Annotated in this window: 16 protein-coding genes; 15 read left to right on the top strand and 1 reads right to left on the bottom strand. The window is 71.1% G+C overall.

Annotation, left to right across the window (positions count from 1 at the left end):
• The first annotated feature begins 12 nt into the window (after positions 1-12).
• The 15 genes from EBL85_RS07590 to EBL85_RS07520 all read left to right on the top strand — a co-directional run bounded on the left by EBL85_RS07590 (position 13) and on the right by EBL85_RS07520 (position 16,285).
• A complete protein-coding gene (locus EBL85_RS07590) occupies positions 13-1,770 on the top strand; it encodes an asparagine synthetase B (RefSeq protein WP_223806092.1) in 1,758 nt (585 codons plus the stop codon).
• Complete coding sequence (locus EBL85_RS07585; protein ID WP_223806091.1) at positions 1,763-2,878, top strand: glycosyltransferase family 4 protein; 1,116 nt, start codon at positions 1,763-1,765, stop codon at positions 2,876-2,878. The genes EBL85_RS07590 and EBL85_RS07585 overlap by 8 nt, the downstream gene beginning before the upstream one ends.
• Entirely contained in the window at positions 2,875-4,149 is a 1,275-nt protein-coding gene (locus EBL85_RS07580; RefSeq protein ID WP_123140357.1) for a putative O-glycosylation ligase, exosortase A system-associated, read from the top strand. The genes EBL85_RS07585 and EBL85_RS07580 overlap by 4 nt, the downstream gene beginning before the upstream one ends.
• The gene (locus EBL85_RS07575; protein WP_123140356.1) at positions 4,146-5,369 is read left to right on the top strand and encodes a glycosyl hydrolase; all 1,224 of its coding nucleotides are present in this window, start codon (positions 4,146-4,148) and stop codon (positions 5,367-5,369) included. The genes EBL85_RS07580 and EBL85_RS07575 overlap by 4 nt, the downstream gene beginning before the upstream one ends.
• Entirely contained in the window at positions 5,366-6,508 is a 1,143-nt protein-coding gene (locus EBL85_RS07570) for a glycosyltransferase family 4 protein (RefSeq protein ID WP_123140355.1), read from the top strand. Before EBL85_RS07575 ends, EBL85_RS07570 begins: the two co-directional genes overlap by 4 nt.
• Positions 6,508-7,911, top strand: a complete 1,404-nt coding sequence (locus EBL85_RS07565; protein WP_123142568.1) for a phenylacetate--CoA ligase family protein — start codon at positions 6,508-6,510, stop codon at positions 7,909-7,911. The genes EBL85_RS07570 and EBL85_RS07565 overlap by 1 nt, the downstream gene beginning before the upstream one ends.
• Positions 7,908-9,128, top strand: coding sequence for a prenyltransferase/squalene oxidase repeat-containing protein (locus tag EBL85_RS07560; RefSeq protein WP_123142567.1), 1,221 nt, complete (start codon positions 7,908-7,910; stop codon positions 9,126-9,128). Before EBL85_RS07565 ends, EBL85_RS07560 begins: the two co-directional genes overlap by 4 nt.
• Positions 9,125-9,937: a formyl transferase gene (locus EBL85_RS07555; RefSeq protein WP_123142566.1), complete on the top strand. Its 813-nt coding sequence runs from the start codon at positions 9,125-9,127 to the stop codon at positions 9,935-9,937. The genes EBL85_RS07560 and EBL85_RS07555 overlap by 4 nt, the downstream gene beginning before the upstream one ends.
• Positions 9,938-9,944: 7 nt before the next feature.
• A complete protein-coding gene (locus EBL85_RS07550) occupies positions 9,945-10,373 on the top strand; it encodes a hypothetical protein (protein ID WP_123140351.1) in 429 nt (142 codons plus the stop codon).
• Complete coding sequence (locus EBL85_RS07545; protein WP_062277898.1) at positions 10,370-11,224, top strand: ABC transporter permease; 855 nt, start codon at positions 10,370-10,372, stop codon at positions 11,222-11,224. Before EBL85_RS07550 ends, EBL85_RS07545 begins: the two co-directional genes overlap by 4 nt.
• A gap of 130 nt (positions 11,225-11,354) precedes the next feature.
• On the top strand, positions 11,355-12,413 hold the full coding sequence (locus EBL85_RS07540; protein WP_123142565.1) for a glycosyltransferase: 1,059 nt from the start codon (positions 11,355-11,357) through the stop codon (positions 12,411-12,413).
• A 99-nt stretch (positions 12,414-12,512) separates the two neighbouring features.
• A complete protein-coding gene (locus tag EBL85_RS07535; RefSeq protein ID WP_223806090.1) occupies positions 12,513-13,607 on the top strand; it encodes a glycoside hydrolase family 99-like domain-containing protein in 1,095 nt (364 codons plus the stop codon).
• A 25-nt stretch (positions 13,608-13,632) separates the two neighbouring features.
• Complete coding sequence (locus EBL85_RS07530; RefSeq protein ID WP_123142563.1) at positions 13,633-14,589, top strand: glycosyltransferase; 957 nt, start codon at positions 13,633-13,635, stop codon at positions 14,587-14,589.
• The gene (locus tag EBL85_RS07525; RefSeq protein ID WP_223806089.1) at positions 14,586-15,356 is read left to right on the top strand and encodes a polysaccharide deacetylase family protein; all 771 of its coding nucleotides are present in this window, start codon (positions 14,586-14,588) and stop codon (positions 15,354-15,356) included. The genes EBL85_RS07530 and EBL85_RS07525 overlap by 4 nt, the downstream gene beginning before the upstream one ends.
• 2 nt (positions 15,357-15,358) lie before the next feature.
• Positions 15,359-16,285: a glycosyltransferase family 2 protein gene (locus tag EBL85_RS07520; RefSeq protein ID WP_123140347.1), complete on the top strand. Its 927-nt coding sequence runs from the start codon at positions 15,359-15,361 to the stop codon at positions 16,283-16,285.
• A gap of 9 nt (positions 16,286-16,294) precedes the next feature.
• Here EBL85_RS07520 and EBL85_RS07515 read toward each other — a convergent pair.
• Positions 16,295-17,793: sulfatase (locus tag EBL85_RS07515; RefSeq protein ID WP_148040524.1), on the bottom strand; the 1,499-nt coding region annotated here is incomplete at its 5' end.

The raw sequence follows: 17,793 nt of genomic DNA, 5'->3' as shown, positions 1-17,793 counted from the left end.
TGTCTTGCGACCATGCTCGAGGGCAGTGCCGCCGAGGTGGCGCAGCGCTGTGTTGCCGAGGGTGGGTTTGCGGGTCGCTCCGGGGCCGATCTGGCCGAGTCGGACGGCCTGCTTGTGCTGATCGTCGGTCGTCCACGCAGTGCGCATGATTCCGCTCCGGTCACCGCGCGCGCGCTGCTCGCGCGCTGGCAGGAGCGGGGCAGGGCGCTGCTCGGTGAGCTGCACGGACCCTTCGCGCTGGCCGTGCTCGATCGCCGCCGCCGCACCCTGACCCTGGCGATCGATCGGCTCGGTATCCATTCCCTGGCCTTCGCCGTCGGGCCTCAGGGCGCCGTCTTCGCCACCCGCGCCGACCGGGTCGCCGCCCACCCCGAGGTGGCCGCCGCGCTCTCGCCCCAGGGGCTGTTTCACTATCTCTACTTCTACCAGGTGCCGGCGCCGGGGACGGTGTTCCACGGCGTCGAGAAGCTGCTGCCGGCCGAGTGGGTCGAGATCGACGCCTGCGGCGGGGGGGCGCGCGGTTTCTACTGGCGTCTGGCCTATCGCGACGCGCCCCGCCACGACTTCGCCGCGCAGCGCGCGCGTTTCCACGGGCTGCTGCGCGAGTCGATGACGCGCGCCCGGGGCGAGGACGCGGTCGCCGCCTTCCTCTCCGGCGGCACCGACAGCTCCACCGTCGCCGGGGTGCTCACCGAGCTACAGGGCACGCCGGCGCGCACCTATTCGATCGGTTTCGCCGCCGAGGGTTTCGACGAGATGGAATACGCGCGGCTCGCCGCCCGCCACTTCGGGCTCGACGCGCGCGAGTACTACCTGACCCCCGACGACGTCCTCGCCACCATCCCGCTGATCGCCACCACCTACGACGAGCCTTTTGCCAACGAATCGGCGGTCTCGGCCTATCACTGCGCGCGTCTGGCCGCGGCGGACGGCTACCGGGTGATGCTCGGCGGCGATGGCGGCGACGAGATCTTCGGCGGCAACGAGCGCTACGCCAAGCAGGGCGTCTTCGAGCTCTACGCCGCGCTGCCGGCGCCGCTGCGCCGCGGGCTGATCGACCCGCTCGCCGCGCTGCCGGGGATGGGAGCCTGGTGGGGCGGGCGCAAGCTGCAGAGCTATGTGCGCCAGGCGCGCATCCCGCTGCCCGAGCGCATGGAGTCCTACAACTTCGTCCACCGCCAGCCGCTCGCCGAGATGTTCACCGCCGATTTCCTCGCCGCGATCGACCCCGAGGCGCCGGCTGCGCTGCTGCGCGATCCCTACAATCGCGCGGCCAGTGACAGCTACATCAATCGCATGCTCCATCTCGACCTCAAGTTCACCCTCGCCGACAACGATCTGCGCAAGGTCTCGGCGATGGCCGCCGCCGCCGGGGTCGAGGTGCGCTATCCGCTGATCGACGACGCCATGGTCGAGTTCTCCGGCGAGGTGCCGCCGGACTGGAAGGTGCGCCGGGGTTATCTGCGCTGGTTCTTCAAGCGCGCGCTCAAGGGCTATCTGCCCGATGCCATCATCGACAAGAGCAAGCACGGCTTCGGCCTGCCGTTCGGGGTCTGGGTGCGCGAGCACGGACCGCTGCGCGAGCGCGTCTCCGATCGTCTCGCCGACAGCCAGCGTCGCGGCTGGCTGCAGCCGGGCTATGTCGAGCGGCTGCGCCGCGCTCACGAGGCCGAGCACGCGACCTATTTCGGCAAGATGCTGTGGGTGCTGGTGACGCTCGAGGAGTGGCTCGATGCCCAGCCCGACCGGGTCGTGCGGCTCCATGACTGAGCCGTCCGGGGCCGACTGTCCCGCGCGCATCGTCCTGATCGGGCCGCTGCCGCCGCCGGCCGGCGGCATGGCCAACCAGACCCGCCAGCTCGCCGAGCTGCTGCGCGCCGAGGGGCTGGCGGTCGAGCTGGTGCAGGTCAACGCCCCCTACCGCCCGGCCTGGGCCGGACGGCTGCCGGTGGTGCGCGCACTGTTCCGCCTGTTGCCCTATCTGTGGCGACTGTGGCGCGCCATGGGCGGTGGCGGGGTGGTGCACCTGATGGCCAACTCCGGCTGGTCCTGGCACCTCTTCGCCGCCCCGGCGCTGCTGATCGCCCGTGTCCGCGGGCTACCGGCGGTGATCAACTATCGCGGCGGCGAGGCACAGACCTTCCTGCGCGCCCAGGCGCGCTGGGTGGTGCCGCTGATGCGTCGCGCCGCGGCCATCGCCGTGCCCTCGGGCTATCTGCGCGCGGTGTTCGCGCCCTACGGCCTGGAGGCCGAGGTGGTGCCCAACATCGTCGATCTCGAACGCTTCGCCGCGCGCGCCGCCGCCGCGCGCCACCCCGAGGCCCCACACCTGGTGGTCACCCGCAACCTCGAGGCGATCTACGACAACACCACCGCGCTGCGCGCCTTCGCGCGCATCCGCGCGCGCTGGCCGGCGGCACGTCTGACCATCGCCGGGACCGGGCCCGAGGCCGCGGCGCTGGCCGCCGAGGCGCGCGCGCTGGGGATCGCCGAGTCGGTGACCTTCAGCGGTCGGCTCGAGCGCGCGGCGATGGCCGCGCTCTATGCCGAGGCCGACCTGATGCTCAACCCCAGCCGGGTCGACAACACCCCCAACTCGGTACTCGAGGCCTGGGCGAGCGGGGTGGCGGTGGTCAGCACCCGCGTCGGCGGGCTGCCCTATCTGGTCGAGGACGGGGTCGATGCCGTGCTGGTCGCCCCGGGTGATCCCGAGGCGCTGGCCGAGGCGGCCTGCGCCCTGCTCGACGATCCGCCGCGCCGCGCCGCGCTGGTCGCCGCCGGGCGGCGCGCGGCCGAGCGCTTCTCCTGGCCGGCGGTGCGACCGCTGTGGCTCGCGCTCTATCGGCGGATCGTCGGCGGGGAGGGGGGCGGCGGGTGAGAGACATCGCCATCACCCTGATCATCTTCGGCCTGTTGCCGGTGATCCTCTCGCGCCCCTATGTCGGCATCCTGGTGTGGTCCTGGCTCGGCTACATGAACCCGCACCGGCTCGCCTGGGGGTTCTCGACCACCATGCCCTTCGCGATGATGGTGGCGCTGGCGACCTTCGCCGCGATGATCGCCTCCAAGGAGCGCCACCCGCTGCCCTGGTCGCGCGAGACCGTGGTGCTGCTGATCCTGGTGCTGTGGATGTTCATGACCACGGCGCTCTCGCTCTATCCCTGGCTGGCCTGGCCGCAGTGGGACAAGGTCTGGCGGATCATGCTGATGACCTATGTCACCCTGATGTTGATCAACGATCCGCAGCGGGTGCGGTTGCTGATCTACGTGATCGCACTCTCGATCGGTTTCTACGGCTTCAAGGGCGGGGTCTTCGTGCTCACCGGCGGTAGCGCCAACTCGGTGCTCGGTCCCCAGGGCAGCTTCATCGAGGATCGCAACTCGCTCGGTCTGGCGATGATCATGACGGTGCCGCTGCTCTATTACATGCGTGCGCAGATGACGCATGTGTGGGCGCGGATCGGGCTGCTGGTCGGTATCGTGCTCACCCTGATCGCCATCGTCGGCACCCATTCGCGCGGCGCGCTGCTCGGGTTGGCGGCGATGATGCTGTTCTTCCTGCTCAAGTCGCGACAGAAGTTCGCCGCCATCCTGGCGATGATCCCGCTGGCGCTGGTGCTGCTCTACGTGATGCCCGAGGAGTGGTTCCAGCGCATGGAGACCATCGAGCACTGGGAGGAGGACGAGTCGGCCTCGGAGCGGGTGCGCGCCTGGCACAACGCCATCGATCTCGCCCAGCACCGCTTCATCGGTGGCGGCATGCGCGCGCTGGTGGTCTGGGGCGGGCGCGACTCGCACAGCATCTATTTCGGCATGCTCGGCGAGCACGGCTGGGTGGGGCTCGGGCTGTTCCTGCTGCTGCTGTTGCTCACCTGGCGCTCGGCGAGCTGGATCATCCGCAACGCCAAGCGCCAGCCCGAACTCCGTTGGGCGCGTGATCTCGCGGCGATGATCCAGGTCAGCCTGGTCGGCTACATGGTCGCCGGCGCCTTCCTCGGGCTGCAGTACTTCGACATGTACTACCACCTGGTGGTGATCGTGGTGATGACCAAGATCCTGGTGCGCCGCGCGCTCGAGCCCGATGGGCCGGCGCGTGCGCCACCGCACGTCCGGCGCGCGCCGGCACCGGCACGGGGGCTGGACCGATGAGCCTGGTGTCGACGCTGGTCGTGCTGCTGCTCTGCGCCTGGTGCGCCATCCTCCTCGTCTATCGTCGGCGTCTGCTGCGGCTGTGGCGCGAGCCGGTGCTCGCCGCCCCGGTGCTGATCATCGAGAGCGACGACTGGGGGCCGGGGCCGGCGTCCCATGTCGCCGCGCTCGAGCGCCTGATCGCGCTGCTCGCGCGTCATCGCGACGCCAGCGGGCAGGCGGCGGTGATGACCATCGGCGCAGTGCTCGCGATCGCCGACACCGCCGCGATCCGCGCCGGCGAGATCAGCTGCTACCGACGTCAGCGGCTGTGCGACAGCGACGGCGCGGCGATGCGCGAAGCGCTGCTCGCCGGGCGCGCGCGCGGGGTGCTCGCGCTCCAGCTCCACGGCATGGAGCACTACTGGCCGCCGAGCCTGCTGACGGTCGCGCGCCGCGACGCCGAGGTCCGCGACTGGCTGGAGACTGCCGCCGGCAGCGATACCGAGCGTCTGCCCTCGGCGCTGCAGAGTCGCTGGACGGATGTCACCACGCTGCCCTCACGCCCGCTGCCCGAGTCCGAGATCCGCGCGGCGGTGGCCGAGGAGGTCGCCTGTTTCGAGACCAGCTTCGGCGCGCGTCCGTTGGTCGCGGTGCCGCCGACCTTCGTCTGGACCGAGCAGGTCGAGCGCGCCTGGGCCGAGGCCGGGGTGCGGGTGATCATCACCCCGGGGCGGCGTCTCACCGGGCGCGACCGCGCCGGGCGTCCGGGCGGCTGCGATCGCGACATCCTCAATGGTGAGCGCGGCGCCGGCGGGGTGCGCTATCTGGTGCGCGATCTCTATTTCGAGCCCGCTCTCGGTCACCGCCCCGAGCGGCTGTGCGACGAACTCGCGCGCCACTTCGCGCTGGGGCGCCCGGCGCTGATCGAGACCCACAGGTTCAACTTCACCGGCGAGCACGCCGAGAGCGCCTATGCCGCGCTCGAGACGCTGCTCGAACAGGCGCGCGCGCGCTGGCCGGGACTGCGCTTCATGTCCGCCGAGGCGCTCGCCACGGGCCAGGTGAGGGGCGCGGAGTGGCTGGTGCGCGATCGCGCGCGCCGGCTCGAGGTCTGGCTGCGTCGCGCCGCGCGCGTCGACCGGCTGCGCAAGCTCGCCTGGTCGAGCGGGCTGGCGCTGCCGGCCTGGGCGCTACTGGCGGTCTTGGGCGCGTGGCGCCGAGGAGAGGAACACGGATGACGGATGCACGCTATCTGGTACTGAGCGAGCTGTTCATGCCCACCAAGGGGGGCACGGCGGTGTGGTTCGCCGAGGTCTATCGCCGACTCGGTGGCGCCGGGACCCATATCGTCACCGCGCGGGTGCCGGGCGACGCGGACTACGACCGCACCCAGCCCAACAGCGTCCATCGGGTGACGATGCGCGAGTCGCGCTGGCTGCGCCCGGCCTCGCTGCCGCGCTATCTGGGGCTGTTGCGCGGCGGTCTGGCGGCGATCGCGCGCGCGCGTTTCAGCGCCGTGCACGCCGGTCGGGTGCTGCCCGAGGGGCTGGTCGCCTGGCTGCTGGCGCGACTGATCCGCCGCCCGCTGGTGGTCTACGCCCACGGCGAGGAGATCACCACCTGGTCGCGCTATCCGCGTCGGCTGTGGGCGATGCGCTGGGTCTATCGTCGCGCCGAGCGGGTGGTGGCCAACAGCGACTTCACCCGCGAGCGCCTGCTCGAGCTGGGGGTGCGCCCGGCGCGCATCCGGCTGATCCACCCCGGGGTCGACCTGGCGCGCTTCCACACCGCGATCGACGCCAGCCCGGAGCGCGCCGAGCTGGGGCTCGGCGAGGGCGCGCGGCTGATCCTCTCGGTCGGGCGGCTGAGTCGGCGCAAGGGCTTCGATCGGGTGATCGAGGCGCTGCCCGCGCTGCGCGCGCAGGGGCTCGACGTCCATTACGCGGTGATCGGCATCGGCGAGGACCAGCACTATCTGGAGACGCTCGCCGCGCGTCACGGCTGCGCCGAGCGCGTCCATCTGCTCGGTCACGTCGCCCCCGAGGCGCTGCCGTGCTGGTACGCCGCGGCCGATCTGTTCGCCATGCCCAACCGCGAGATCGACGGCGACACCGAGGGCTTCGGCATGGTCTTCCTCGAGGCCGCCGCCTGCGGTACGCCAGCGCTTGCCGGGCGCGCCGGTGGCACCGGTGCGGCGGTGCTCGACGGCGAGACCGGCCTCAGGGTCGAGGGCGCCGACGCCGAGGCGGTGAGCGCCGCGTTGGCGCGGCTGCTCGGCGATCCGCTGTTGCTCGCGCGCATGGGCGAGGCGGCCGCCGCCCGCGCCCATGCCGCGTTCTCCTGGGAGCGGGTCGCCGAGCTGACCCGGACACTGTGATGATCAAGACACCCGCAGCACTCTCGCGCCGACTGGTCTATCCGCTCCAGGAACGGCTGCTGGGACGCCCGACCTTCGCCATGCTCGACGAGCTGGAGCAGAGCCAGTGGTTGTCGCGCGAGGCCATCGAGACCTTGCAGCGGCGCCGGCTCGCGCGGCTGCTCGGCATCGCCAATGGCCACTGTCCCTGGCATGCCGAGCGGCTGGCGGCGGTCGGTCTCGGCGCGGTCGATGCCGCCACCGAGCTCACCCCCGAGGACCTCGCGCGCATCCCGACGATGGACAAGCGTGACGCCCAGCTCGCCGGCGAGCGGATGCGCTGGAGCGGGGTGCCGGGCGGGGCGCAGCCCTACAACACCGGCGGGTCGAGCGGTACGCCGCTGCGTTTCGTGTTCGGTCGCGCGCGTCAGGCCGCCGACGCGGCGGGGCGGATGCGGGCGCGACGCTGGTGGGGGGTGGAGGTCGGCGACCCCGAGGTCTATCTCTGGGGCGCGCCGGTCGAACTCTCGCGGACCGATCACGTCAAGCAGCTGCGCGATCGTCTGCTCAACCAGCTGGTGCTCGACGCCTTCGCCATGTCGACGGCCAACATGGACCGTTATCTCGTCGCGCTCGAGCGTTTCGACCCGGCCTGTATCTACGGCTATGCCAGCAGCCTGGCGCTGCTCGCCGAGCATGCCCGGGCGCGGCGTCGCATCCCCCGGTTGCGCGCTCTGCGGGTGGTCTGCGCCACCGGTGAGCCGCTCTATCCGCATCAGCGTGATATCATACGCGACGTGTTCGGCGTGCCCGTGGCCAACGAGTTCGGCAGTCGCGATATCGGCTTCACCGCGCACCAGACGCCCGCCGGTCAGCTGTTGCTGCTGAGCGAGGGGCTGATCCTCGAGGTGCTCGACGATGCCGGGCGCGCGGTGGCCCCGGGCGAGGCGGGCGAGGCGGTGATCACCGGGCTCTGCTCCGAGGCCCAGCCCTTCATCCGCTACCGCACCGGCGATCGGGTGCGGTTGAGCGCCGAACCCTGTCGCGCCGGGCGCGGACTGCACGTGATCGACGCGGTGCTGGGGCGCTCGACCGACTTCGTGGTCAAGCCCGACGGCACGGTGATGCACGCCCTGGCGGTGATCTACATCCTGCGCGCGGTCGAGGGGGTGGCCGAGTTCAAGGTCATCCAGCACGCGCTCGATGTCATCGAGGTCCAGCTGGTGACCAACGCGCGCTGGCGCGAGGCCTCGCGCCAGACCATCCTCGCCGCCTTCGCCGAGCGGCTCGGCGCGACGGTGCGGGTCGATATCGAGCAGGTCGCAGCGATCGCCCCGGAGGCCTCGGGCAAGCATCGCTATGTCGTCAGTCGGGTCTCGCCGCCGTTTGGTGGGGCCGTGGAGAATGAGGAGTCCAGTCGATGACATCCCCGCTCACCCTGCTGGGGCTGCCCAAGCGTTACCGGTTGTGGCGCCCGACCCATCTGCGCCTGATCGCCGCCGATCTGCTGCGCCCCGCCGCCCAGTCCCCGCGCGACCGGCGCGCGCACCTGAGCGCGGCGATCGACTGGCTGTGCCGCGCCCAGGACCGACGCGACGGGTGCGCCGACGCCGGCGGGGTCTCGGCCGGGTGGAGCTTCGAGGACGGCTGGCTGCCGAGCTATCCCGAGACCAGCGGCTATATCGTCGAGACCCTGCTCGCCGCCGCGCGGGTGCTCGATCGCCCCGAGCTGACCGCGCGCGCCGGGCGCATCCTCGACTGGGAGCTGGGGCTGCAGTTGCCCGACGGCGCCTTCCCCGGACACTTCGGCGAGCCCGGCAGCAACCCGGTGATCTTCAACACCGGCCAGATCATGCACGGCCTGCTCGCCGGTCATCAGCAGCTCGGTCGCGACGACTGTCTCGCCGCGGCGGTGCGCGCGGCGCACTGGATGGTCGAGCGTCAGGACCCCGATGGCTGCTGGCGGCGCAGCGTGCACAACGCCATCCCCCACGTCTACAACACCCGCGCCGCCTGGGCGTTGCTGCGCACCGGACTGGCCAGCGGCGAGCCGGGGCTGGTCGAGGCGGCGCTGGCCAACCTGCGCTGGGCGCGCTCGCAGGCGAGCCCCAGCGGCTGGTGGCGCGAGAACGCCTTCCGTCGCGGCGAGGCGCCCTTCACCCACAACATCGCCTATGCCATGCGCGGCCTGCTCGAGGGCGGGGTGCTCGCGGGCGACCCCGAACTGGTCGAGTCGGCGGCCTGCGCGGCACGGGCGCTGGTGCGCGCGCAGCGTGCCGACGGCTGGATCGCCGGCGCCTTCGCCGAGGACTGGCGACCGGCGGCGCGCTACAGCTGTCTGACCGGGGTCGCGCAGATCGTGCTCAACTGGCAGCGGCTCGAGCAGCTCGGGGTCGTCGGCGCGTGGCGCGAACCGATCGAGCGCGCGCTGGGGTTCCTCGTGCGCAACCAGCGTCTGCGCGGCGACGGCGCACCGGATGACGGCGCGCTGGCAGGCTCGCTGCCGATCTGGGGTCGCTATTCGCGCTTCGAGTACCCCAACTGGGCGACCAAGTTCCTCGCCGATGCGCTGATCATGGCCTGCTCCGACGAGGTCGTGCCGCCGCTGCCCGAGCGCGCGTCGGTGGAGGCCGGGGCATGAGCGGGCCGCGCGTCATGGTGCTCTGCGGGCGCTCGCCGCGCCACCTCCACCTGGCCAACCGGCTGTGCGCCTGCGCCGAGGTCTGCGCCGTGGTCCACGAGGCGCCGACCCAGTGGACGCGCGAGAAGCTGCTGCGCAACCTGCGCCCGGCGGTGGCCGGGCGCAAGGCGTGGCGCTGGCTGCGCGATCGTCGTCGTTACAGCGGCAACCCCGAGGCGCGCTTCTTCTTCGGCGAGGCCGCGCCGGCGCTCGCGCGGCCCGAGCTGGCGCACGAGGTGCCGAGCGTCAGCGACCCGGCGCTGCTCGCGCTCGCCGAGCGGCTGGCGCCCGAGCTGATCTGTGTCTTCGGCACCAGCCTGATTCGTGGTCCGCTGCTCGAGCGCTACCCGCTGATCAATCTGCACGGCGGGCTCTCGCCCGAGTATCGCGGCGCCGACTGTACCTTCTGGGCGCTGCACAACGGCGAGCCCGAGCAGGTCGGCTGCACCCTGCACTTCATCGACCAGGGGATCGACACCGGACGGCTGATCGCCCATGTCAGCCCCGAGATCCGTCCCGACGACGACGAGCTGACGCTGTTCTGGCGCGGGGTGCGCGACAGCGCCGAGGTCTATTGCGAGGCGCTCGCGCGCTGGTGCGCCGGTACCCTGTCGGGGACGGTGCAGCCGGGGCGAGGGCGGCTCTATCAGGTGCGCGACCGCAGCTGGAGGGCCGAGCGCGCGCTGGCGCGCCGCCTGGCGCGCGCGCCGCTGCCGGCGTTGCCGGCGCGGGTGCGCTGGTTCGAGGCCGCCGCGCCCAGTGAACAATGAGGATGTCATGAAGAGGATCGATCAGGTGAGCGAGACGAGTCGGGATCGGGCCGCGGCGCTGCTCGGCGCGGGGCTGCTGTTGCTCGGCGCCGTGCTGCTGGCGCCGTCCCCGGTGCGCGCTGCCGAGCCGACGGCGCTGGAGATCGTGATGTTGCCGCCCTATTGCCAGGCGCGACTGAGCGGTGATCGGGCGGCGATGGAGCAGTGGAGTGCGGCGCTCGGCAAGGAGGTCCATCTGCACATCCACCACTATTGTTACGGCTTGGTCTACGTCAATCGCGCCAACCAGACCTTTGAGCAGCGCAAGCGGCGCTATCTGCTCAATCAGGCGATCAGTGAGTTCGACTATGTGCTCAAGCGCTGGCCGCCGACCTCGACGCTCTATGCCGAGGCCCAGGGGCAGAAGGCGCTGGCGCAGATGCTGGAGCAGCCATGAGCGAAACGGCGGGGCAGCCTGGAGCGCAGGCACGGGTGTCGGTATGGCGCGAGCTCTACGCCTATCGCGAGCTGATGCTGACCCTCGCCTGGAAGAACGTCATCGTGCGCTACAAGCAGGCCTATCTCGGTCTGGTGTGGGCGGTGCTCAAGCCGTTGCTGCTGATGCTGATCTTCAGCGTGGTCAAGGGGTTCGTCGGCATCGAGACCGGCGGCATCCCCTATCCGGTACTCGCCTTCGCCGCACTGATGCCCTGGATCCTGTTCCAGGAGTCGGCCTCCGAGGGGGTCAACAGCGTGGTCGGCAACGCCGCGCTGATCCGCAAGATCTACTTCCCGCGCGAGATCTTCCCGATCACCGCGACCCTGACCAAGCTCATCGAGCTGTTGATCAGCTTCGCCATCCTCGCCGCGCTGATGGCCTACTACCAGATGGCCCCGACCTGGCAGGTGCTGTGGGTGCCGCTGATCATTGCCTATACCCTGCTCGCGGCACTGATCATCAGCCTGGTCGGCTCGGCGATCAACGTCTACTACCGTGACATCGGGGTGGCGCTGCCGGTGTTGCTGCAGATCGCGATGTATCTCTCGCCGGTGATCTATCCGCTGTCGCTGGTCAAGCAGCGTCTGCTCGAGGACCAGGCCGCCGGCGCCTGGTCGGACTGGCTTTACCTGATCTACACCCTCAATCCGCTGGCCGGGATCATCGACGCCTTCCAGCGCACCATGCTCCACGGCCAGGCCCCCGACCTCGCCAGCCTGTGGCCGGGCATGCTGCTGACGGCGCTGCTGCTGCCGCTCTCCTACCGGCTGTTCAAGCGCGCCGAGTCGCGTTTCGCCGACGTGATCTGAGCCATGCAGGCCCCTCAGGTCATCACCCGGCACCCATCCCGCGCGCGCGCCGAGCGGCGCGGCGCGGGGCACTCCCTTGCCACCCAGGCGCCGCGGCACGGCCGCGGCGCGGACGACCCCGTGGACCCACATGGCCATCTACTATCTCTGTCCTGAGCACCGCCACCCGGTCGGTGGCGTGCGGGTGATCTATCGCCATGTCGACATCCTCAACGCCCACGGCATCCCGGCCTACGTGGTGCATCGCACCCCGGGTTTCCGCACCGACTGGTTCGACAACGACACCGCCATCGTCTACTGGCGCGAGACCCGCGTCGAGCGCCTGCTGGCGCGGCTGCGCCGTCGGTTGCTCCCGGAGGCGGTGATCGAGCTGCCGATCCGTGGCGGGCGCGCCGCGAGGATCGGCGCCGGGGACATCCTGGTGGTGCCGGAGATCTACGGCCCGGACCTGGCCGCCGCCCAGGGGCGCGGTATCCCCAAGGTGGTGCTCAACCAGAACTGCTATCTCACCTTCAACGGTTATTCGCTCGATCCGGAGCGGCGCATCACCCCCTACCAGCACCCCGACGTGCTGGCGACCCTGGTCAACTCGAAGGACGGTGAGGACTATCTCCGCCATGCCTTCCCCGCGCTCGCGCTGCACCGCTTCCGCCTCTCGATCGACCCCGAGCGCTTCGCCTATCGCGGCGAGAAGCGACGCCAGCTCTGCTTCTCCTGCATCAAGAACCGCGCCGACGCGATGCAGGTGATCAACATCCTCAAGTTCCGCGACGCGCTGCGCGGTTTCGAGGTGGTGCCCTTCATCAACCGGCCGCAGTACGAGGTGGCGCGGATCTACCAGGACTCGGCGCTGTTCCTGAGCTTCGGCTATCCCGAGGGCTTCGGCCTGCCGGCGGCCGAGGCGATGGCCTGCGGCTGCGTGGTGGTCGGGTTCCACGGCGGCGGCGGGCGCGAGTTCTTCCGCCCCGAGTTCTCCTATCCGATCGAGCAGGGCGACGTCCTCGGCTTCGCCCGCACCGTCGAGCGGGTGATCGAGGGGCTCGACCGCGACCCCGAGACCTTCGCCGCCAAGGGGCGCGCGGCCTCCGAGTTCATCCATGCGCACTATGCCCCGGAGCGTGAGGGCGCCGAGGTGCTCGGCGCCTGGCGCGCGATCCTCGAGCGCGCCGGACAGGTGGGCGGGGCATGAGTCGTCGCGTCGGCGTGTGCCGCGCGACCCGCAATCCGCGTCCGTGGTGACGGGCGCCAAGGAGTCGATGACGATGAGGCCAGCAAGCAGCACCGAGCGATGCCGGGGGCGGGCGCGATGAAGGCGCGGATGATCGCCTTCCACCTGCCGCAGTTCCACCCGACCCCGGAGAACGACGCCTGGTGGGGCAAGGGGTTCACCGAGTGGACCAATGTCGCCCGCGCCGCGCGGCTCTACCCCGGCCACTACCAGCCGCACGTCCCCGCCGACCTCGGCTTCTACGACCTGCGCCTGCCCGAGGCGCGCCAGGCCCAGGCCGATCTCGCCCGTGCCCACGGTATCGAGGGCTTTTGCTACTACCACTACTGGTTCGGCGGACGGCGTATCCTCGAGCGCCCGGTCGAGGCCATCCTTGCCTCCGGCGAGCCCGACTTCCCCTTCTGTCTGTGCTGGGCGAACCACAGCTGGAACACCGCCTGGCAGGGCACCGACTCGACCCTGATCGAGCAGGTCTATCCCGGCTGGGACGACCATGGCGCGCACTTCGACTGGCTGTTGCGCGCCTTCACCGATCCGCGCTATCTCAAGGTCGACGGCAAGCCGATCTTCGTCATCTACAAGCCCGATCTGATCCCCGACGTCGCCGCGGTGATCGCCTTCTGGCGCCAGCGCGCCGAGCGCGCCGGGCTGCCCGGGCTGCATCTGATCGGGGTGTCGCACCGCAGCGAGCGCTGGGACCCGCGCGAGCGCGGGCTCGACGCCTCGACCATGCAGGTGCTGCCGCAGCGCGACGGGCGCATCCCGCGGCGCTATCTCGGGCTCAAGCTGCGCCTGGCGCTGCGCGGCAACCGTCACCAGCTGACCATCTGGGACTACGAGGAGATGCGCCCGAGCCTGCTGCGCAGCCGTCCCGCGCCCTGGCGCGACTATCCGCTGGTGTTGCCCAACTGGGACAACACGCCGCGCTCCGGGATGCGCGGTCTGGTGCTCCACGGGGCGACCCCGGAGCGCTTCCGCCCGCACCTGCGCGAGGCCATCGCGCGGGTCGCCGAGCATCCGCCAGAGGAGCGCATCGTCTTCCTCAAGGCCTGGAACGAATGGGCCGAGGGCAACCATGTGGAACCCGACCAGCGCTTCGGTACCGGCTGGCTGGAGGTGATCCGCGAGGAGCTTGCGGCGCCGTCCGCGACCTGAACCCCGACCATTGGAGCCCCGAACGATGCAGCCGAACGCGCCTGACGGCATCTCCGTCATCATGCCCTGCTACAACTGCGCGCGCTTCGTCGCCGAGGCGGTCGACAGCGTGCTCGCCCAGACCCATCCGGCGGTGGAGCTGATCGTGGTCGACGACGGCTCGAGCGATGACTCGCTGCGCATCCTCGAGGGCTATGGGGCGCGCATCCGGTTGCTGCGCCAGCCCAATCGCGGCCCCTATGTGGCGCGCAACCTCGCCCTGCGTCATGCCGAGGGGCGTTATCTGGCCTTCCTCGACGCCGATGACTGGTGGCTGCCGGAGACCCTGGAGCGTCTCCATCGCGCGCTGCGCGAGGCCGAGGCGGATATCGCCTACTGCGGCTGGCAGAACGTCGGCGAGGGGATACGCGCCGCGCCCCACGTGCCGCCCGAGCGTGATCGCCGCGCGCTGCTCGAGCACGCGGTGCGCAGCTGTCCCTGGCCGATCCATGGCGTGCTGGTGCGGAGCGCACTGGTGCAGGGAGTCGGCGGTTTCTCCGAGCGTCGTCGTACCGCGATGGACTACGATCTGTGGCTGCGCCTGCTGGGGCTCACCGACCGGGTGGTGCGGGTACCCGAGGTGCTCGCCTTCTATCGCTGGCACGACAGCGGCCAGATCTCCGCGGTGAAGTGGCGTCAGGTGCTCGATGCCTGGGAGGTGCAGCGACGCTTCGTCGCCGAGCACCCGGGGCTGCTCGACTGGATCCCGGCGCGCCGGTTGCGCGCGCTGATCGACGATCAGTTGCGCGACCAGGCCTATCGCGCACTGTGGCGGCGCGATCTGGTCTCGGCGCAGCGGCTGTTCCGCCATGCCTTGCGGGTCGGTGCGCTGGGGCGCGGCGATATTGTCCATGCCCTCGGCGCGCTGCTGCCCGGTTCGCTTTATCGTGCTCTGATCGGGGCGCGTGACCGGGGGCAGCCGGCGCCCGGGGGTGAGTCGTGAGCGCAGGGGCCGAGCGTTGTCCGGTATTGATGTATCACCGGGTCGATCTGCCCGGGTCGCGATTCTGCGTCCCCCCGGCGCGTTTCGCCGCGCAGCTGCGCGCGCTGGCCCGCGCCGGTTTCCGTGCCGTCACCCTGGAGCACTTCACCGCCTGGCTGGCGGGTGAGACGCGGCTCGAGCCGGGGGACTTCCTGCTGACCTTCGATGACGGCTATCGCGACCTCCATCACCATGTCCTGCCGGTGTTGCGCGAACTCGACTGGCCCGGCGTGGTGTTCCTGGTCAGCGACCGGATCGGCGGCGAGAGCCGCTGGGCGACGGATGATGAGGCGCGACCGGTCTATCCGCTGCTCGATGCCGCGATGATCGCCACGCTGCGTGCCCACGGGGTGAGCTTCCAGTCGCACTCGCGCACCCATCCGCGGCTCACCGCGCTCGACGCGACGGCGCTCGCCGATGAGTTGGCGGGCTCGCGCGTGCGGCTCGAGGCCCTGCTCGACGAGCCGGTCGAGGCGCTCGCCTATCCCTTCGGCGCGGTCGACGAGCGGGTGGCCGAGGCCGCGCGCGACGCCGGCTATCGTCTCGCCTTCTCCACCCGCAGCGGCTTCAACCGTCGCGGCGAGGATCGCTGGAGGCTGCGGCGCATCGATGTCCACGGCGACGACAGCCCGCGGATGCTGCTGCGCAAGATCCGCCTCGGCACCAACGACGGCGGGCTGATGCCCCTGGTTCGCTACTATCTGCGCCGTTTACTCGGCAAGGTCTGATCATGGACGCCTCGATCATCGTCTGTACCTACAACCGCGCCGACTCCCTGGCCGAGACCCTCGACGCCCTGGCGGCACTGCGTACGCCGCCGGGGTGCGACTGGGAGGTGGTGGTGGTCGACAACAACTCCAGCGATCACACCGCCGCGTTGCTGCGCGAGCGCGCGGCGGGCTGGTCGCGGCTGCGCGCGGTCAGCGAGCCGCGTCAGGGGCTCTCCCATGCGCGCAACCAGGGCATCGCCAGCGCCCGGGGCGAGGTGCTGCTGTTCACCGACGATGATGTGCTGCCCGAGCCCGACTGGCTCGAGCAGGTGCTCGACGGGCTCGAGCGCGAGCGGGCGGACGCCTGCGGCGGCTATATCGCGCCGATCTGGGAGCGACCGCCGCCGTCCTGGCTGAGCGCGCGTTTCCACGGCTTCCTCGCAGTCCGCATGGACGAGCGAGGCCCCTTCGTCTTCAACCCCGGCGACTCGCCCCCCTATGGCGCCAACATGGCCTTCCGCCGCGCGGTGTTCGAGCGCGTCGGCGGGTTCGACGTGAACCGCGGGCGCAAGGGCGCGGTGCTCGCCAGCGGTGAGGACGGCGAGCTGTTCGAGCGGGTGCTGGCCGCCGGGATGCGGGTGGTGTGGCTGCCGCGGGCGCGGGTCCATCACAAGGTCGAGGCCTTCCGTCTCGAACGGCGCTATTTCCGCCGCTGGCGCTACCAGAACAGTCGCAACCTCGCCCAGGCGCGGGGACTGCCCGGGGGGCGCCGGCTGCTCGGCGTGCCGCTCTATGTGCTGCCGCAACTCGCGCGCGCGGTCGGTCGCTGGCTGTTGGCGCTCGCCACCGCGCCGGCCGACGAGACCTTCAGGCGCGAGATCCTGATCCATCACTTCCTCGGTACCATCCACGGGCTCTACGACACCCGCGCGCGCGGCCACGAGTGAGCGCGACGCTCAGTGCAGCCAGGGCTGGAGCCTCGCCCTGAGCCGCGCGACCACCTCGGGGTGCGCGGCGGCCCGGTCGTGGCGACAGTCGGGGTCGCGCTCGAGGTCGAACAGCTGCCAGATCGCGCCCGCGACGAGTGGCTGATAGGTCAGCTTCCAGCGCCCCTCGCGCACCATCCGGTCCTTGGCGCGAACCACCAGATCGGCGTACTCGGGGCGGATGGCGAGGGTGCCGCTGCGGTGATCGGGCACGTCGAGCAGACCCAGCAGGTCGGGGTAGCGCAGATGGCCCTCGGGCATCCCCGGCAGGTCGGTCAGCCAGATCCCGCTCTCGGTGTAGGCGGTGAGTGCGGGGGCGGGTGCGCCGCCGAGACAGGCGACGAGCGAGACCCCGTCCATCGTCGGCGGCGGTCGCAGCCCGCAGCGCTCGAGCAGGGTGGGGGCGAGGTCGACGCTGCGCACGATCCCCTCGATGCGGTGTCCGCCGCGCTCGCCCGGGTCGCGCACGATCAGCGGGATGCGCGCGCTGTGATCGCTCAGCACGCTGTTGCCCTGGCCCCAGGTGTCGTGCTCGAAGAACTCCATGCCGTGGTCGCTGTAGATCACCACCAGGGTGCGCTCGGCCAGTCCGCAGCGCCCGAGATGATCGAGGATGGCGCCGACCTCGTCGTCGAAGCGCTTCACGCAGCCGTCGTAGAGCCTGAGGATCTGGTCGAGGTCGAACTCGCGTCTCGGCTCGCCCTGGCGGCGGATGATCTCGAAGGGGTCGGTGAGGCGCGCCATCGCGAACTTCGACGGCCCGCTGTAGCCGGGCTCGGCATAGCGGGCGTAGTAGGGATGCTCGCAGGCGAAGGGTGGGTGGGTGGTGGAGAAGAAGGCATTGAGCAGGAAGGGGCGCTCGTCCTCGGCCAGCCGGCTGAGCCGGGCACGCACCTCGGCGCCGAGCGCGCTGGTCGAGGGTACCCCGCCGAGATAATAGACCTCGGGCAACAGCCGCTTGCCGAGCCGGTTGTGGAGAAACAGCGAGAGGAAGAGTCGCAGGTCCTTGGGGCCCTGGCGCAGCAGATAGCGCAGGTTCCAGGAGTCGTCGGGCAGGTCGAGCCGGTCGAAGCCGAAGTCGAACTTGCCGAGATCGGCGCCGCACCAGTCGCTGATCGCCTCGCTGCGATAGCCCGCCGCGCCGAGCAGCCGGGGCAGGCTCGGCACCCGCAGCCGGGTGGCGGCGTCGGCGACGAAGTTGTCGCGGATCCCGTGGGTCTGTGGCCAGGTGCCGGTGAGCAGCGAGATCAGGCTCGGTGCGGTCCGCCCGCAGGGCACGTAGCAGTGCGCGAACTGGGTGCCGGCGGCGGCGAGCGCGTCGATGTTGGGGGTCAGACCCCGCGGGTGCCCGGCGCAGCCGAGCCAGTCGGCGCGCAGGGTGTCGCAGCCGATCAACAGCAGGTTGGGGCGCTCGCGGCTGCCGGCGCGCCCCTGGCGCGCCGGGGCGCGTGGCCGCTGGCTGGCGAGAT

This window comes from Marichromatium sp. AB32, assembly GCF_003718675.1.
Classification (GTDB): domain Bacteria; phylum Pseudomonadota; class Gammaproteobacteria; order Chromatiales; family Chromatiaceae; genus Marichromatium; species Marichromatium gracile.
This window is presented reverse-complemented; position numbering and strand designations above follow the sequence as displayed.

Coding starts and splice junctions, on each gene's coding strand:
- EBL85_RS07585 (WP_223806091.1), top strand. CDS start 1,763: ATGACTGAGCCGTCCGGGGCCGACTGTCCCGCGCGCATCGTCCTGATC.
- EBL85_RS07575 (WP_123140356.1), top strand. CDS start 4,146: ATGAGCCTGGTGTCGACGCTGGTCGTGCTGCTGCTCTGCGCCTGGTGC.
- EBL85_RS07560 (WP_123142567.1), top strand. CDS start 7,908: ATGACATCCCCGCTCACCCTGCTGGGGCTGCCCAAGCGTTACCGGTTG.
- EBL85_RS07520 (WP_123140347.1), top strand. CDS start 15,359: ATGGACGCCTCGATCATCGTCTGTACCTACAACCGCGCCGACTCCCTG.
- EBL85_RS07545 (WP_062277898.1), top strand. CDS start 10,370: ATGAGCGAAACGGCGGGGCAGCCTGGAGCGCAGGCACGGGTGTCGGTA.
- EBL85_RS07570 (WP_123140355.1), top strand. CDS start 5,366: ATGACGGATGCACGCTATCTGGTACTGAGCGAGCTGTTCATGCCCACC.
- EBL85_RS07540 (WP_123142565.1), top strand. CDS start 11,355: ATGGCCATCTACTATCTCTGTCCTGAGCACCGCCACCCGGTCGGTGGC.
- EBL85_RS07555 (WP_123142566.1), top strand. CDS start 9,125: ATGAGCGGGCCGCGCGTCATGGTGCTCTGCGGGCGCTCGCCGCGCCAC.
- EBL85_RS07565 (WP_123142568.1), top strand. CDS start 6,508: ATGATCAAGACACCCGCAGCACTCTCGCGCCGACTGGTCTATCCGCTC.
- EBL85_RS07535 (WP_223806090.1), top strand. CDS start 12,513: ATGCCGGGGGCGGGCGCGATGAAGGCGCGGATGATCGCCTTCCACCTG.
- EBL85_RS07530 (WP_123142563.1), top strand. CDS start 13,633: ATGCAGCCGAACGCGCCTGACGGCATCTCCGTCATCATGCCCTGCTAC.
- EBL85_RS07590 (WP_223806092.1), top strand. CDS start 13: ATGCTCGAGGGCAGTGCCGCCGAGGTGGCGCAGCGCTGTGTTGCCGAG.
- EBL85_RS07550 (WP_123140351.1), top strand. CDS start 9,945: ATGAAGAGGATCGATCAGGTGAGCGAGACGAGTCGGGATCGGGCCGCG.